Here is a 15,077-nt window from a genome sequence, read left to right as displayed (position 1 = left end):
CCGCCTCGTCAGCTCTCGCGGTTCTTGACGGCGTCCACGATTCTCCGGACGGCCTCGGCAACGGGCACACCGTTATCCTGGCTGCCATCCCGGAAGCGGAACGACACCGCACCGGCTTCCGCGTCCTCTCCACCGGCGATGAGGACAAAGGGAATCTTGTCCTTGCTCGCAGTGCGGATTTTCTTCGGGAAGCGGTCCGAGGAAATGTCCACCTCGGCACGGATGCCTGCGGCCTTGAGTTGGTCCACGACGTCGAACATGTAGTCGTTGAACGCCTCCGCCACCGGAATGCCAACCACCTGCACGGGCGCAAGCCACGCGGGGAAGGCTCCTGCATAGTGTTCGGTGAGTACACCCATGAAGCGTTCTACCGAACCGAACAGAGCACGGTGGATCATGACGGGACGCTGGCGGGTGCCGTCCGCGGCCTGGAACTCGAGCTCGAAACGCTCAGGCAGGTTGAAGTCCAGTTGGATGGTGGACATCTGCCAGGTGCGCCCCAGCGCATCTTTGGCCTGCACGGAGATCTTGGGACCGTAGAACGCAGCTCCACCCGGGTCCGGGACCAGCTCCAGCCCCGAGGCCTCTGCTACTTCGGCCAGGGTGCGGGTGGCTTCCTCCCAGGCGGCGTCTTCACCAACGAACTTGTCTTCGTTCTTGGTGGACAGTTCGAGGTAGAAGTCGTCCAGCCCGTAGTCCTTGAGCAGGCCGAGGACAAAGTTCAGGGTTGTGGTGAGTTCGTCCTTCATCTGCTCGCGGGTGCAGTAGATGTGGGCGTCGTCCTGTGTCATGCCGCGAACACGGGTAAGACCGTGGACAACGCCGGACTTCTCGTAGCGGTACACAGAGCCGAATTCGAAGAGCCGCAAAGGCAGCTCCCGGTAGGAGCGGCCGCGCGAACGGAAGATGAGGTTATGCATGGGGCAGTTCATCGGCTTCAGGTAGTAATCCTGGCCGGGCTTGCGCACGGTGCCGTCCTCGTTCAATTCCGCGTCGATGTGCATCGCCGGGAACATGCCTTCCTTGTACCAGTCAAGGTGGCCGGAGACCTCGTAGAGGTGTCCCTTGGTGATGTGCGGGGTGTAGACGAACTCGTAGCCGGCGTCGACGTGGCGCTGGCGGGAGTAGTCCTCCATGGCCTTACGGATGATGCCGCCCTTGGGGTGGAACACCGGCAGGCCTGAGCCCAGTTCGTCCGGGAAGGAGAAGAGGTCAAGCTCCGCGCCGAGTTTGCGGTGGTCGCGGCGTTCGGCCTCGGCGATGCGCTCCTGGTAGGCCTTCAGGGCGTCCTTGGTAGGCCAAGCAGTGCCGTAGATACGCTGCAGCTGCTGGTTGTTCTGGTTGCCCAGCCAGTAGGCCGCAGACGAGCGGGTCAGGGCGAAGGCGTTCGAGATCAGCTTGGTGTTGGGCAAGTGCGGGCCGCGGCAAAGATCGCACCAGACACTGTCACCGCTCTTGCGGTCGACGTTGTCGTAGATGGTGATGTCCCCGGCGCCCACCTCGACGTTGACGCCTTCGCCGGCGTCAGCTGCGTCGTTCTTCTTGCCAAGCAGTTCGAGCTTGTAGGGCTCGTTCTTCATGGCCTCGCGGGCTTCATCCTCGGTGACGACCCGGCGCACGAACTTCTGGTTCTGGTTGATGATCTTCTGCATCATCTTTTCGAGCTGGCGCAGGTCTTCGGGGGTGAAGGGTTCGGCAACGTCGAAGTCGAAGTAGAAGCCGTCGGTAATGTACGGACCGATTCCGAGTTTGGCGTCGGGGCGCAACTGCTGCACGGCCTGGGCCATGACGTGCGCGGTGGAGTGGCGCAGTACGTTCAGGCCGTCCGGCGAATCAATGGTGATTCCTTCAACCTGGGCGCCTTCGGGCAGCACCTGGTCAAGGTCCTTGAGTTCGCCGTCGACTCGGGCCACTACGACGTCGCGGCGCTCGAAGAAGAGTTCCGCGCCGGTGGTCCCTTCCGTCACCTTGGTCTCTTCGCCATCGACGATGAGGGTGATCTGCTGGGCATCTGACACGGGTGTCTCCTATTCATTGATAAGGCTTCATAGCTTGTGGCGTACGGGGACCACAGCCAGCCATCGTCCATCGTATCCGCTCCGGCGGAGGCCACCAAAGCAGGCACGGGCGTGCCGTTTCGAGGCATAAGAATAGGGCCAAACGGATATTGCCCATGGGTCACCACGAGGACCGCTCAGGGCGCAGCTTGGGATCCAGCGCTACTCATGTGGTGGCTGAGCGCGACGAAGGGTGCTCGTGCGGCCCTGGCTCATGAGGGCCCCAGGCGATCAGCGGCTTGCGGCTTTCCTCAACTCGTGGGTCCGCCATGCTGGCTGATGGAGCAGATGCAGCCGGTGAACCTGCCGCTCAAGCGAAGGGGTCCACTTTCCGTGGCTCCGGTCCTTGATGAGGGCCGTTCCGGCGATCTCCCTCAGTGTGGATATCGCTCGGACAGCTATCTGCTTGGTGGCAAACGTTGTGGACATCGCCAGAATCTCGCCGTTGCCGTCGCGCAATGCAATCCTGTACCCGTCATCGGGTGCGTCGACCAACTCAAAGTATCCAGCCATTGTGTAGCCTCCTTTGAATCCTGCGGTTAACAAGGACACCACCCAGTCTACCGAGCCACGCCCGCTTGGGCTGTAGCATTTTTGCCCAAGAACGCAGGCGCCGGCCTGACGTCGATCAGGGCCTGGCCTGCAGCAATGCAAGGAGAGCCTTACCGTCCGGGCTGCCCAAGCCCGTGCAGGGGTCCCAGCCGGCCGCGGCCCTGTAGTTTCCGTTGGAGCCCGTAGTGATGTCATGGAAGCCTGACGCCGGTTGCGTACCGTTTTGGTAGAGCAGCGGCTGGATCAGCCCGAAGCGCCTGTTGGTTGCCTGGGCGAGGCGGGCGATCAGCGCCGCCCAGAGTGGTGCGACCGCGCTGGTTCCGCCGATCACCATGTCTTTCCCGTCCACCCGAACTTGGTAGCCAGTCTGCGGGTCCGCGACGCCGCTGACATCCGGCACGCCTCGTCCTGCTTTCCCGGGAGAAGGTTTGTGCTTGGCATGTCCGATGACGCCCGACTGCCAGGACGGAACAGGGAAGACATCACTGTAGCCTCCGCCGGTGGCGGAGTTCGGGCCATCATTCCAGACAGTTTCTTCGCTAATGACACCCGTCGCGGCATCTGCTTGAAGGCGGGTACCGCCGCAGGCCAGTACGTGCGGGCTCGACGCCGGGAAGTCGGCATGGTCCCTATTGTCCGCCGCGCCGTCTGCGCTTCCGTTGTCCCCGGCCGCCGCTGTCACCGTCACTCCGAGGGCCGCGGCGTCAGCCATGGCCTGGTCGAACGCCGTACGGGCTTGGGCGGTCCAGGCGTCCTCGCTCTGGCCCCAACTGATGCTGATGGCGGCCGGCGCGGGATTCGCATGCGAGGCGGCAATAATCGCGTCCAGAAACCCGGCGTCGGTGTTGGGGGCAAAGTAGACCACAATGTCCGCTTTCGGTGCCAACGCACCGACTACTTCGACGTCGAGCAAAACCTCCCCGTCGGCACCGGCCGGATCCTGCCCCGGTTGGTTTGCCCCGCCGTCGACTCCCACCGCAGTGATGGTCGGCGTGGGAATACCGAGGCCTTGGAAGTAGGCGTCCAGGTCCTGTTGGCCGTAGCCTCCGCCAAGTTCGAGGATGGCCACGGTTTGGCCTGCCCCGTCCGTTCCCTCAGGGAAGTTGTAGATCTTTCCCAACTGGGGCGGGGTGTAGCTGGTACCTGTCGCGGCCAGCGGTATGACGCGAAACTGAGCCCGGGCCTGGGGCCGGTCGTCAAGGCCTAGCACGGCAACAACGACGCCATCGAGGGCCGCGGGTACCTGCAGGCCTCCCGTGCGGTGGCGGTGCGTGACCGCGGTGCCGTCCGGGCTACGGCTGGTCAGCTGATCCAGGGACGTTCCGAAAATGCTGCTTAGCTGCTCCACCGTGCCGGCCAGCCGAATCCTGCGGCTGGCCGCGTCCGATTCAACAACCTCGAGGCCTGAACCGGCGAAAGTGCGCACGGCCAGATCAAGGTCCTCGGCGGATGCGCCGTAACTCGAAGCCAGCTCGTCCCGGGAAAGAAGGACGGACGGCATTTCGGTCAATTCTTCCTGGCGCCGAAGGATGACCGTCACCTCAATCCGACGGGAGGGGTCAACCGGTCCGAGAATGTCCCGGACTCCCGGGGCGGGGGCCCTTTCCGATCCCGGTAGCGGGACGCTGCGGCTCTCAGCCGACCGGCGCCTTTCAGGGATGTCCTGCATCGACATTGGTGCCTCCTACGACCGCGGAGACAGAGCTCCGTCCCCTGCGATTATGTACCCGGAGCCACTTTGGCACCATGCCCTTGGGGCTTGGGTGCGGCGGCCTCCCGCGGTAGCGTAGGCCCCGGCAGGCCTTGGCACCGCTACGGCGAGCGCCACGGCGAGCGCTGTGGCGAGTCAAAAGGAGCGAACCATCAACAGGTCACACCGAACATCAGCCCATGAACCCGACACAGCTGTTGAGTTGAATCCGGTATTCAGCCGGCCGGGAGAATCCAGCATCTTTCCGCGTTTCACCCTTCCGGACGGAGAGTCCCTTCCTTCGACGGCGTACCAGATTGTCCACGACGAGGCCATGCTCGACGGGAACTCCCGGCTGAACCTCGCGACGTTTGTTGGAACGTGGATGGAACCCGAAGCGTCGAAACTCTACGCCGAGACGTTCGACAAGAACATGATCGACAAGGACGAATACCCCCAGACCGCCATGATCGAGACCCGCTGCTGGCGCATGCTGGCAGACCTGTGGAACGCGCCTGATCCCGCCAAGTCCGTGGGGACGTCAACCATCGGTTCGTCGGAGGCATGCATGCTCGGCGGCCTGGCGTTGAAGCGCCGCTGGCAACATTCGAGGCGGGCGGCCGGTCTTTCGACGGACAAACCCAACCTTGTCCTCAGCTCGGCCGTGCAGGTGTGTTGGGAGAAATTCTGCAACTACTGGGACGTGGAAGCCCGGTTCGTTCCGGTGTCCAAGGAACACCCGGTGCTCGACGGCTACGAACTGGATAGGCATGTGGACGAGAACACCATTGGCGTCGTTGCCATCATGGGCGTGACCTACACGGGATCCTATGAGCCTGTGGAAAGAATCTCCGCGGCATTGGATGAGATTCAGGCGCGGCACGGCTTCGACATTCCGATTCATGTTGACGGCGCATCCGGTGCAATGGTCGCGCCCTTCCTTCAACCGGAGACTGTCTGGGACTTCCGTTTGCCAAGGGTTGCCTCGATCAACACCTCAGGTCACAAGTACGGCTTGGTCTATCCAGGCCTTGGATGGGTCATCTGGCGGGACGAGCAAGCACTTCCCGAGGACCTGATCTTCCACGTCAGTTACCTCGGTGGGAACATGGCGAGTTTCGCCCTGAACTTCTCACGCCCCGGCGCTCAGGTGCTCCTGCAGTACTACTTGTTCCTCCGACTCGGATACGAGGGATATAAATCCGTCCAAGCAACATCCCGGGACGTAGCGCTCTATCTCTCCAGTGAAATAGGGGCGATGGGGTCATTCACTTTGTGGAGCGACGGATCCGATATTCCGGTCTTTGCCTGGCAACTCACGGACGGCTATACGGATAAGTGGAACCTCCACCACTTGTCCGAACGGTTGCGGATGAATGGATGGCTCGTCCCTGCCTATCCAATGCCAGAGGGCCTGAGCGAAATGACGGTGCAAAGGATCGTTGTCCGCAATGGCTTCACGCGGGACCTCGCATCCAGCTTCCTGAACGACCTCAAAAAGGAAGTTGCCTACTTGGACGGCCTTGCTGCACCGATGCCCGCAGGTGGGCAAGCCCAGGCGTTCCACCACTAGTCAGCAGCGACTCGCAAGGAGGAATGCCCATGTGCCGCTTGTTCGGCTTGCATGCCGGTTCGGAGCCGGTCCGTGCCACTTTCTGGCTCTTGGACGCGCCGGACAGCCTCGCTGACCAAAGCCGGCGCGAGCCCGACGGCGCGGGCATAGGAACCTTTGACGGTGACGGCAAGGCGCATGTCGCCAAGCGGCCGCTCGCCGCATGGGAGGACCACGCCTTTGCGCGCGAGGCGCGGGTCCTGAAGAGCACGACGTTCCTGGCCCATGTTCGGTATGCCAGTACCGGCGCGCACACCATGGTCAACACGCACCCGTTCGAGCAGGATGGGAGGTTGTTCGCCCACAACGGCGCCTTTGGCGATCTTGAACGACTCGATCAGCGACTGGCTGAGTTCGGAGTCGCGGATCTGGTGCATGGCCAGACCGACAGTGAGCGACTCTTCGCCCTGATTACTGCAGAGAGCAGGCGAGCAGGTGGCGACGTCGGCGAAGGTATCACCCAAGCGATCAGCTGGATCGCCCATGAGCTTCCCGTGTTCAGCTTGAATCTCATTCTGACGACGGCGACCGACCTCTGGGCAGTGAGGTACCCGGACACACACGAACTGCACCTTCTGAAACGGACGCCCTCCGGTCCTGGCGAGGCAGCCCCGTTGGACGCGAGGAGCTCCCGTATCCGCGCCCACAGCAAGGAGCTCTCCCGTTCCGGGCACGTCCTCGTCGCCACCGAACCTATGGATGACAACCAGGAGTGGAGTCCGTTGGCTGGCGGCGCGCTGGTCCACGTCGGTCCGGAGCTGGAAGTGACTACCAGCTACCCCTTCCCCGAGGCGCCGGCACATCCGCTGACACTGTCCGATCTTTCCCCGTCTGCGGCTGCATCGCAAAAGCCCTGAGCCTCGCAAGGCAGCCCCTCGGCCTCTTGCTCTGAAGGCCGCGTGTTCAGCGGGTCCATGCACCCCGACGCACATAAGATCGATCCATGACCGCTGAAGCCGAACCCGAAACCGCCTTCGCCCCGGCCGTGCAACTGGACGGACAGATGAGCATCAACGACGTCCTGCTTGAGTTGGGGTGGGAACCTGTGGTGTACCCGTCGGCGAACGCCGACGCCGGCGACTTCCACATTTTCTAGGCCGGGGCCGGTGGCGATGGAGGTACTGGCAGGCAGGTGGAGCGTAACCGCGGCCTAAGAGTGGCCTCCCGGCTGATTCAGGGCTACGGCCGCCGCCCCTCTTGCTCGCCGTCGTCGTCCCTCTCCGAACGGCTTCCCGCATCAGGGTCCAATGCTTCTGCCCGCCGCAGCCGGTCCTGCGAGACTTCGTTGGCCCGCTCTGAAGCCTTCTGCTTGTCCATGGCCTCCTTGTGCAGCCGTTCCGCTTCGCTCTCGGCGCGGGCGGCGTCGGCCTCCGCCCGCGCCGCCTCGGCGCTGCGCTCATGAGCTCCGAGGGCATCGGTGCGTGCTCGCTCGCGGAGCTCAGCCGCGCGCTTGCGGTCAACGGCGGTCTTCGCACGGCGCCCAAAAACGACGACGGCGAGGATCAGGGCGATTATCACAACCACGACGACGATCCAGATCCATTGTTGCCCGTCCATTTAGGCCCTCCTCGAGATTGACTGTGCCTCTGCCGCCGCGGCGGCGGTTCCGTCCTACCCCCGGGCTGCGCGCGGACTCTGGTCTCTCGAGTCAACAACTTTGCGTGAAGCATGGCACGAGTAGCGTGTACTTGTTTTCCTCCGGCGGGGTTTGCCGGAGAGTTGCCGCTGGGGCTGCTACTCGACCGCCGGTGAGGGTGGACGAACGCCGAAGGCCAGTGAAGGTTCATCGGGGGTGGAGAGTGTCAGCACGGCCTCCTCGACGGTCTCCTCGTCCTCAAGTTCGCGCTCGACGCGGCGCAGAGCCACGGCTACGTCGTGTTCCCGAAGGTCACCCTTGATGTCTACAGCCGCCACCAAGTACAGCTTGCGTGGTCCCACAAATTCCAAGTGCAGATAGGTCAGACGCTCGATTTCCGTATGTTCCAGGACCCGGATCGCCATCGATTTCTCAAGTTCAGGCGTAACGCCTTGACCTACGAGGAAGCGACGATTCCGATCTATCAGCACCACCGCGATAACCCCGAGAAGGATGCCGACAAGAATGGAGCCCAGAGCGTCTGGAACAGGCGAACCCGTGGCCTGGTGCAAGAAGATGCCGAAGAAGGCGATGATCAGGCCTATCAACGCAGCACTGTCCTCCGCGAAGACAGCACGCATGGTGGGATCCGAACTCTTGAGCACTTGTTCCAAAGTGCGGCGTTCAAGCTGCCTGGCGGACTTGCGAGCCTGCCGGAACGCCTGGATGAAGGAGGTGCCTTCGAGCACGAATGATATCGCCAAGACAACATAGGCGACCGCGAAATCACCGGCTGGCTCCGGCGCGAAAAGCTGTTGGATGCCGTGCATCACGGATACCACCGCACCTGCGGTGAACAAGCCAAACGCGGCAAACATCGACCACACGTATGCTTCCCTGCCATAGCCCATCGGATGGGCTACGTCCCGCTGTTTCGAGGATCTCCTCTCAGCCACAAGGAGGAAAACCTGGTTTCCCGTGTCGGCCCAAGAGTGGGCGGACTCAGCGATCATTGAAGCGGATCCGGTAATCGCGGCAGCGACTGTTTTTGCCGCGGCAACAAGAAGATTTGCCGCGAAAGCCAGAATCACGGTCGTGAGCGATGAAGATGGCATCTTGACGCTCTTGCTTTGACCCATGGAACCTACCGTACCTAACAACCGAGGGAGCCAGGCCTGGCGGTTGCCGAGGAAAACGCTGAGAGCCTGGGACGTCCCAACGTGAGTTCCCATCCGGCCGGCCTATGGTCCACGCCAGTTAATAAGTAAGCTTATGATATCCGGGATTGAGGAGAGGTTGGTCGAAGGATATGCGGTTGGGATCGATTCTGGGGCTGATCGTCGTGATCTGGCTCGTCGTGGGGGCAGTAGCTGCCGGCCAGCGCGGTTACTTCAACGCAGTTCCCGCCCAGTGTTCCCAGTTCGCGACGATTACTTTGAATATCGTTGCCGGTCCACTGAACTACATGGGATTGAACCCTGCGGCCGGCTGCGAGCTGCCGCGACCGTCGTGAACCGGCCGGATCCACTGCCGCCTGGCCCGCAGGCCGATACCAGGCACGAGTCCAAGGACCAGCGGATGGACCGCAATTGGAATGAGCTCCTCCAAGAATTGCGCGTCCTGCAGACCGGTGTCCAGATCATCGGAGGCTTCCTGCTGACCCTCCCGTTCCAGCAACGATTCGGGACCTTGACCGAGCCGGAAAAGTGGTTGTTCCTGGCTCTGGTGGTCTTGGCGGCCATCACTACGGGCCTCATGCTGGTTCCCGTGAGCCTGCACCGCCGGCTCTTCCAGCACCACGTCAAGTCCCGCCTGGTTGCGGCGGGGGACAAAATCGTCAAAAGCGTCCTTGCCTGCGTAGCCCTGCTGATTGCGGGGTGCGCCGGATTGATCTTCAGCGTTGTTCTCGGGCAGGAGGCTGGCGCCGCGGCCGGCGTCAGCATCCTCGTGGCCCTCGCGGCGCTGGTGCTGCTGTACCCACTCCTTTCCTGGTCTCCCAGGCACGGCCGACTGGATCCGGAACGCGATTCAGGCAAAGAGTCCGATGGCCGGCAACCCTGACTCCGGACCCAAAATCGGTCCAGTCCAGGCCTTGTCACTGAATATAGTAAGTTTGCTGAGCAATTTTGCTGAATCCATGGACAAGCGTCCACCCGGCCTACTAGTTTCGATGTGGTAGCAGGCTCACGCGAGCGTCGAAAGGACGACGACCGGGAACGATTCGACCTCGGCTGAACCCCCAACATGGCCGCCAACCTTGGCAAGACCCAACCAAAGGAGCATGAACATGGCTACCGTTAACCAAACGATTGACGTGGAAGTCCCCGTATCCGTGGCATACAACCAGTGGACTCAGTTCGAATCGTTCCCGGAATTCATGAAGGGCGTGGAGGCGGTCCAACAGATTGACGAAACTGCGCTTCACTTTTCCACCACCGTCGGTGGCGTCAAGCGTGACTTCAACGCCCAAATCCTGGAGCAAGTCCCGGATTCGTTGGTCAGTTGGGCAAGTATCGACGGTCCCCGGAACGCAGGCTCTGTGCGCTTTGAGCCCCTCGGCACGGATCGCACCCGCGTTAGCGTGGAGATCGAGTGGGAACCGGAGAGTTTCGTCGAGAAGGCCGGATCGCTCGTTGGCATCGACGATTTGCGGGTTTCAGCCGACCTGGACAAGTTCAAGAAATTCATCGAGGCCCGTGGCTACGCAACGGGCGGCTGGCGAGGCTCTGTGACGAGTGGCGACGTCGATGACCGCGGGGAGGCGTCCGGCGTCGAAATAACCTCGGAACTACCAGCGGTCGATCCTGATCTGACGGCGCCCGCAGCCACGAACTCGGCCGCGGACCAAGACGAGCGCGTTGGCCAGTACACCGAGGGCGACTACGGAACAGAACGGGTGGGTGATGTCCCCGTCGAGGGAATCCAAGGCGACTATGCCGCCGAAGAAACCCTCAATGGTCCTTCGGCGGCGCCTCGTTCCGGTCCTCGGACGGGCACAGAACCAGGACCACGCTCGACCGAGCACTGAACCCCGTCAGGGCCGGCCAGCGAACGGGCCGGCCCTGACGGAAGCCCCGCAGAATCCATTCACGATTCGAGGAGATTACGATGAGCGAGTTCCCTCCCGACCCAACGCGAGACCCGGACCCCACGAAGGAACCTGGCCCGACGCCAACCCCGGAGCCCGTGCCATTGCCAGAGCCAGGCCCGACCCCCGTGCCGACCCCTGGACCTGAACCCCAACCGGGGCCGCGACCAGGAACCCCCGAACCGGTTCCGCTGCCAGAGCCAGGCCCTTCCCCTGTTCCCAACCCGGAGCCGGACCTGCCCTTCCCGCCCTCACGACCTTGGGGAGAGCCACCCCTCACGTTCGTGTAGACCCCTGGGGCGACTCCGGTCCCCCGGACCAAGCAATTCCTGGATTTCCATTTAAGAAAGCGAGATAGTGATGGGATTTTTTGGGTTTCTTTTGCTAGGCCTCATCGCAGGTGCCATCGCCAAATTGTTGATTCCCGGCAGGCAGGGCGGCGGATTGCTGATCACTATGCTCCTGGGTGTAATCGGTGCCATCTTAGGCGGGTGGATCGGCGGACTGATTTTCGGCGGCGGCCTTCAGGAGTTCTTCTCCCTGCGGACTTGGCTGCTCGCCATCGTCGGATCGCTCATAGTACTGCTGATCTACGGCGTAATCACAGGCAGGAGGAGCCGGAGGTAGGCCGGCTGACGCACAAACCAGACCGGCCCCTCGGCATTCATAAAGGCAACTGAGATGACAAAAGACCCACAAACACAGCGCGCCCCCTTGGAGGCTGGAGAAGCCAGTTTCATCCGCTCCCTGGCCACTCAACTGCGGGTTGACTCCATAAGGTGCAGCACGCGTGCGGGCTCGGGCCACCCCACGTCGTCGTTGTCGGCCGCGGATCTCATGGCTGTCCTGCTCACGCGGCACCTACGCTACGACTGGGACCGTCCGTCGTTGCCGAACAACGACCACCTCATTTTCTCCAAGGGACATGCTTCTCCGCTGCTCTATTCCATGTATCGCGCCGTGGGCGTGGTCGAGGAAGATGAGCTGATAAACACCTATCGGCGATTCGGTGCCCGGCCTCAGGGCCACCCCACCCCGGTGTTGCCTTGGGTTGATGTGGCGACCGGCTCGCTGGGGCAAGGGCTGCCGGTCGCCGTCGGGGTAGGCATCGCAGGACGGTACCTCGACAGGCTGCCCTTCCATACATGGGTGTTATGCGGAGACAGCGAACTCGCCGAAGGGTCCATCTGGGAGGCCGTCGACAAGGCGGCCTATTACAAGCTCGGCAACCTCACCGCCGTCGTGGACGTCAACCGTCTCGGACAGGACGGGCCCACCGAATTGCAATGGGACATGGACAGCTACGCCAGACGTGTGGAGGCCTTCGGCGCCCATGCCCTCATCATCGACGGCCACGATCTTTCCCAGATCGACGACGCGATGCACCGAGCGCGGAGCCATCCTGATAAGCCGGCGGTCATTCTGGCCAAGACGATCAAAGGCAAAGGGGTACCCGAGATCGAAGACCAAAACGGCTGGCACGGCAAAGCGCTGCCGGCAGACATGGCCGAGCGAGCCATAGCAGCGCTCGGCGGCCCGAGCAGCGTCCACGTCACCACACGTCCCCCGGAGCCCGGCACACCAGCAATCACGCCGGGCACCCGGAATGCGATCACCCTTCCACACTGGACGGTCGGCGACAAAGTCGCAACGCGGGCCGCCTTCGGTGCGGCCGTGTCCGCACTTGCCGGCCGCCCTGAAGTGGTCGTCCTGGATGGCGAGGTGGGGAATTCGACCCACGCCGGGGACTTCGAGGAGGTGGCCCCTGAGCGGTATTTCGAAATCTTCATTGCCGAGCAGCAACTCGTTGCCGCCGCCATCGGACTCTCGGTCCGCGGCTATGTGGCCTTCGCCTCAAGTTTCGCGGCTTTCCTGGTTTCGCGTCCATTCGACTTTATCCGCATGGCCGGAGTTTCGGAGGTGAACATCCGACTCGTCGGCACGCATGCCGGCGTTGAAATCGGCCAGGATGGCCCTTCGCAAATGGCCCTGGAAGACATTGCCGCCATGCGGGCGGTGCACAGTTCCACCGTGCTATATCCGGCCGACGCCCCCTCAACGGCGCAACTGGTGAGCACGATGGCGGACACCCCCGGAATTTCCTACCTGCGGGCTACCCGTGGCGCGTATCCCGTGATTTATGGGCCGAACGAACAGTTCCCGGTTGGCGGGAGCAAAGTTCACCGGTCGGGCGCTGACGATCAGGTTGCACTCATCGGCGCCGGCGTCACACTCCACGAATGCCTCTCCGCGGCCGAACAGCTTGCCCGGGGGGAATCAGGGCCCGCGTCATCGACCTCTACTCCGTCAAGCCCATCGACGTGGATACTTTGCGCCAGACATGCCTTGAAACTGGTGGGCGGATCGTCGTCGTAGAAGACCATTACCCCCAAGGCGGCATAGGCTCGGCCGTCCTCGAAGCCCTTGCGAGCGCCAACACTCCCAAACTCCATCTGGCACTGCTCGCCGTCAGGGACCTGCCGGGTTCCGGCGAACCCAAGGACTTGCTTGAGGCCGCAGGTATTTCCGCACGCCACATCGCTGCCGCTGCGCGCGACCTGGTCATGGACTGACAAGCAACGGCGCGACGGCCGGCACCGCACTCCCGCGCGGCCGCCGTCGGAGGGTTCCGTGCGAAGCTAAACCCTTACGGTACGGGGCGCCGCAACCGAACCCCGCCGGACCAGCCGGGCTGAGAATCCAGGCCCGCTGGCGGCGGGTTTCCGGCCCTCGATTTGCCTGATCAGGGCGGCGGCGGCTGCAACGCCCATCTCGTAGACAGGCTGGGCGATGACTGTCAGTGGTGGGCTGGTCAGGCGCGTCCAGGAGAAGTCGTCATACATCAGGAACGACACGTCCTCGGGGATTGAGAGGCCTAGCTCCTGGATGGCTTCGACAACGCTGAGTGCAATGAGCCCGTCGGACGCGACGATGGCCGTGGCGGGATCGGGCATGGCAAGAAGCTCGCGCGTGATGTTCCGGATGGAATCGGCGTCGCCGGCGTTGAGCCGCACCCGGTCCTCGGGAAAGGTCAGTCCGCTTTCGCGGAATGCCCTCTGCATGCCCTCCAGTCGCTCGGAGATCTGCGAGGAATCCAGCACCATTCCGGCCCTGTATGGGGATTCCGTCTTGAGGGTGGAGATAAAGGCGATCCGGCGGTGTCCGGCCTGGAGAAGGTACCGGGTGGACTCATACGAGATTTCGGCCATGTCGACGGCGATGGCCTCGACCCCGAGCTTCTCGGCCTTGCGGTCCAGGAGCACCAAGGGCCGGCCGGATTCGTGAACATGCCGTAAATGTTCTGTTTCAACTGACGACGCCGGGGCCACGATGAGTCCGTCGACTCGCTTATCGAGCAAGACTTGAACGGCCTCGATTTCCGCAGCGAGTTCCTCGTCGGTGTTGATCAGGATGACGTTGTAACCGCTCTTCTTCGCAGTGTCAGTGATGCCCCTGGTGGCCAGGCCGAAATGCGGGTTTTCGATGTCGCCCACGACTACCCCGATCGTGTTCGATTTCCCCGTGTTCATGCTGCGCGCCAGTTCATTGGGCCGATAGGAAAGCTCCTCCGCCGCGGCAAGTACCCGGCCCCTTACCTCGTCACTGACGGCACCGTAGTTGCCCAGCGCTCCTGGCACTGAGCGGGTGTGGCGGATCGACCCCTGCCTCGTCGTCGACGGCCGGGAACCCTTACGGCCTCATCGAACCTGGCACCATCCGCGTAGCCAGCCTGGGCGATGCCAAGCCCTACACGTTCACTGATGCCACCGGAAACTTCACGGGCTTCGACGTCGAGCTGTTCAAGGATGTCGCGCACCGCGCCGGTGTGGACAAGGTCGTCTTCACCGGACAGGACTTCTCGGCGATCCTGCCGGCCGTCGCCAACGGCCAGTTCGACGTCGGGGTCGCGGCGATCGGCATCACGGACAAGCGCAAGCAGACCGTGGACTTCTCCAACGGCTACCTCGCCGGATACCTGACCGTCCTGACGACCAAGACCTCAGGGATCAAGGATGTCAACGGCCTTTCCGGCAAGCGGCTCGGGGTGGTGCAGGGCACTCTGCAGGAAGCATATGCGGTGAAGAATTTCCCCTCCGCCAGCTTGGTTCGTTTCCCGGATAACAACTCCGCGATCTCGGCCGTGAACAGTGGTTCGGCAGACGCCCACTTCCTCGACTACGAGGCCGCGAAATCCTACGAGCAGCAGTTTGGCCTGGTCAGCGCTGCCGACATTCCCTCCTTTGACGCACCGGCCGGCTTCGCCCTGGCCAAGGACAAGACTGCCCTCAAGGATGCCCTGAACAAGGGACTGGCCGCTGCGATGGAAGACGGCACGTGGAAGAAGCTCTACCAGAAGTGGTTCCCGGGATCTCCGATGCCTACCCAGTACCTGCCCACGGCCGAGCAAACCGCCAGCCCGGCGCCCAGCAAGTAAGCCACCTACCAAGTAGGCGGGCGGACCACACCCGGTCCGCCCGCCCAACAGCCACCTAAGTCTGAGA

The 15,077-nt window shown here is 62.8% G+C and carries 16 protein-coding genes; 10 read left to right on the top strand and 6 right to left on the bottom strand.

What is annotated here, in order from left to right; genetic code table 11:
• Nucleotides 1–8: 8 nt before the first annotated feature.
• The 3 genes from thrS to ACX5I4_RS10850 form a co-directional block, all read right to left on the bottom strand.
• Nucleotides 9–2,018, bottom strand: coding sequence for a threonine--tRNA ligase (gene thrS / locus ACX5I4_RS10860; protein ID WP_461836673.1), 2,010 nt, complete (start codon nucleotides 2,016–2,018; stop codon nucleotides 9–11).
• Between the two features lie 270 nt (nucleotides 2,019–2,288).
• On the bottom strand, nucleotides 2,289–2,570 hold the full coding sequence (locus tag ACX5I4_RS10855; RefSeq protein WP_461836672.1) for a YegP family protein: 282 nt from the start codon (nucleotides 2,568–2,570) through the stop codon (nucleotides 2,289–2,291).
• A 115-nt stretch (nucleotides 2,571–2,685) separates the two neighbouring features.
• Nucleotides 2,686–4,284, bottom strand: a complete 1,599-nt coding sequence (locus ACX5I4_RS10850; RefSeq protein ID WP_461836671.1) for a S53 family peptidase — start codon at nucleotides 4,282–4,284, stop codon at nucleotides 2,686–2,688.
• Nucleotides 4,285–4,471: 187 nt separating this feature from the next.
• On the opposite strand from ACX5I4_RS10850, the gene ACX5I4_RS10845 reads away from it, so the two are divergent.
• The 3 genes from ACX5I4_RS10845 to ACX5I4_RS10835 all read left to right on the top strand — a co-directional run bounded on the left by ACX5I4_RS10845 (nucleotide 4,472) and on the right by ACX5I4_RS10835 (nucleotide 7,007).
• Complete coding sequence (locus tag ACX5I4_RS10845) at nucleotides 4,472–5,872, top strand: glutamate decarboxylase (RefSeq protein ID WP_461838696.1); 1,401 nt, start codon at nucleotides 4,472–4,474, stop codon at nucleotides 5,870–5,872.
• Between the two features lie 29 nt (nucleotides 5,873–5,901).
• Nucleotides 5,902–6,768 carry a class II glutamine amidotransferase gene (locus ACX5I4_RS10840; RefSeq protein WP_461836670.1) on the top strand — a complete coding sequence of 289 codons (867 nt, stop codon included), beginning with the start codon at nucleotides 5,902–5,904 and terminating at the stop codon, nucleotides 6,766–6,768.
• Between the two features lie 86 nt (nucleotides 6,769–6,854).
• A complete protein-coding gene (locus ACX5I4_RS10835; RefSeq protein ID WP_461836669.1) occupies nucleotides 6,855–7,007 on the top strand; it encodes a hypothetical protein in 153 nt (50 codons plus the stop codon).
• Between the two features lie 83 nt (nucleotides 7,008–7,090).
• Here the strand turns inward: ACX5I4_RS10835 and ACX5I4_RS10830 are convergent, their stop codons facing one another.
• Together ACX5I4_RS10830 and ACX5I4_RS10825 are read right to left on the bottom strand one after the other, a co-directional pair.
• Nucleotides 7,091–7,468, bottom strand: a complete 378-nt coding sequence (locus ACX5I4_RS10830; RefSeq protein ID WP_461836668.1) for a hypothetical protein — start codon at nucleotides 7,466–7,468, stop codon at nucleotides 7,091–7,093.
• 177 nt (nucleotides 7,469–7,645) lie between these two features.
• Nucleotides 7,646–8,602 carry a cation diffusion facilitator family transporter gene (locus ACX5I4_RS10825; RefSeq protein ID WP_461836667.1) on the bottom strand — a complete coding sequence of 319 codons (957 nt, stop codon included), beginning with the start codon at nucleotides 8,600–8,602 and terminating at the stop codon, nucleotides 7,646–7,648.
• A gap of 200 nt (nucleotides 8,603–8,802) precedes the next feature.
• Here ACX5I4_RS10825 and ACX5I4_RS10820 point away from each other — a divergent pair, with 200 nt between their 5' ends.
• The 6 genes from ACX5I4_RS10820 to ACX5I4_RS10795 all read left to right on the top strand — a co-directional run bounded on the left by ACX5I4_RS10820 (nucleotide 8,803) and on the right by ACX5I4_RS10795 (nucleotide 13,148).
• A complete protein-coding gene (locus ACX5I4_RS10820) occupies nucleotides 8,803–9,000 on the top strand; it encodes a hypothetical protein (RefSeq protein WP_461836666.1) in 198 nt (65 codons plus the stop codon).
• Entirely contained in the window at nucleotides 8,997–9,548 is a 552-nt protein-coding gene (locus ACX5I4_RS10815; RefSeq protein ID WP_461836665.1) for a DUF6328 family protein, read from the top strand. Before ACX5I4_RS10820 ends, ACX5I4_RS10815 begins: the two co-directional genes overlap by 4 nt.
• A 226-nt stretch (nucleotides 9,549–9,774) precedes the next feature.
• A complete protein-coding gene (locus tag ACX5I4_RS10810) occupies nucleotides 9,775–10,515 on the top strand; it encodes an SRPBCC family protein (RefSeq protein ID WP_461836664.1) in 741 nt (246 codons plus the stop codon).
• A 420-nt stretch (nucleotides 10,516–10,935) separates the two neighbouring features.
• Nucleotides 10,936–11,202 carry a GlsB/YeaQ/YmgE family stress response membrane protein gene (locus ACX5I4_RS10805; protein ID WP_461836663.1) on the top strand — a complete coding sequence of 89 codons (267 nt, stop codon included), beginning with the start codon at nucleotides 10,936–10,938 and terminating at the stop codon, nucleotides 11,200–11,202.
• 54 nt (nucleotides 11,203–11,256) lie between these two features.
• Complete coding sequence (locus ACX5I4_RS10800) at nucleotides 11,257–12,951, top strand: transketolase (RefSeq protein WP_461836662.1); 1,695 nt, start codon at nucleotides 11,257–11,259, stop codon at nucleotides 12,949–12,951.
• Nucleotides 12,897–13,148 carry a transketolase C-terminal domain-containing protein gene (locus tag ACX5I4_RS10795; RefSeq protein ID WP_461836661.1) on the top strand — a complete coding sequence of 84 codons (252 nt, stop codon included), beginning with the start codon at nucleotides 12,897–12,899 and terminating at the stop codon, nucleotides 13,146–13,148. Before ACX5I4_RS10800 ends, ACX5I4_RS10795 begins: the two co-directional genes overlap by 55 nt.
• A gap of 66 nt (nucleotides 13,149–13,214) precedes the next feature.
• On the opposite strand, the gene ACX5I4_RS10790 is transcribed toward ACX5I4_RS10795, so the two are convergent.
• Entirely contained in the window at nucleotides 13,215–14,213 is a 999-nt protein-coding gene (locus tag ACX5I4_RS10790; protein ID WP_461836660.1) for a LacI family DNA-binding transcriptional regulator, read from the bottom strand.
• Between ACX5I4_RS10790 and ACX5I4_RS10785 the strand changes: the two genes are divergently transcribed.
• On the top strand, nucleotides 14,207–15,010 hold the full coding sequence (locus ACX5I4_RS10785) for an ABC transporter substrate-binding protein (protein WP_461838695.1): 804 nt from the start codon (nucleotides 14,207–14,209) through the stop codon (nucleotides 15,008–15,010). The genes ACX5I4_RS10790 and ACX5I4_RS10785 overlap by 7 nt on opposite strands.
• The last annotated feature ends 67 nt before the right edge of the window (nucleotides 15,011–15,077 follow it).

The sequence above is a fragment of the Arthrobacter sp. MMS24-S77 genome (genome assembly GCF_054888235.1).
The sequence above is the reverse complement of the archived record's forward strand: the minus strand, read 5'-3'. Positions and strand labels throughout refer to the sequence as shown.

Coding starts and splice junctions, on each gene's coding strand:
- ACX5I4_RS10855 (WP_461836672.1), bottom strand. CDS start 2,570: ATGGCTGGATACTTTGAGTTGGTCGACGCACCCGATGACGGGTACAGG.
- ACX5I4_RS10850 (WP_461836671.1), bottom strand. CDS start 4,284: ATGTCGATGCAGGACATCCCTGAAAGGCGCCGGTCGGCTGAGAGCCGC.
- ACX5I4_RS10840 (WP_461836670.1), top strand. CDS start 5,902: ATGTGCCGCTTGTTCGGCTTGCATGCCGGTTCGGAGCCGGTCCGTGCC.
- ACX5I4_RS10835 (WP_461836669.1), top strand. CDS start 6,855: ATGACCGCTGAAGCCGAACCCGAAACCGCCTTCGCCCCGGCCGTGCAA.
- ACX5I4_RS10830 (WP_461836668.1), bottom strand. CDS start 7,468: ATGGACGGGCAACAATGGATCTGGATCGTCGTCGTGGTTGTGATAATC.
- ACX5I4_RS10825 (WP_461836667.1), bottom strand. CDS start 8,602: ATGCCATCTTCATCGCTCACGACCGTGATTCTGGCTTTCGCGGCAAAT.
- ACX5I4_RS10810 (WP_461836664.1), top strand. CDS start 9,775: ATGGCTACCGTTAACCAAACGATTGACGTGGAAGTCCCCGTATCCGTG.
- ACX5I4_RS10805 (WP_461836663.1), top strand. CDS start 10,936: ATGGGATTTTTTGGGTTTCTTTTGCTAGGCCTCATCGCAGGTGCCATC.
- ACX5I4_RS10800 (WP_461836662.1), top strand. CDS start 11,257: ATGACAAAAGACCCACAAACACAGCGCGCCCCCTTGGAGGCTGGAGAA.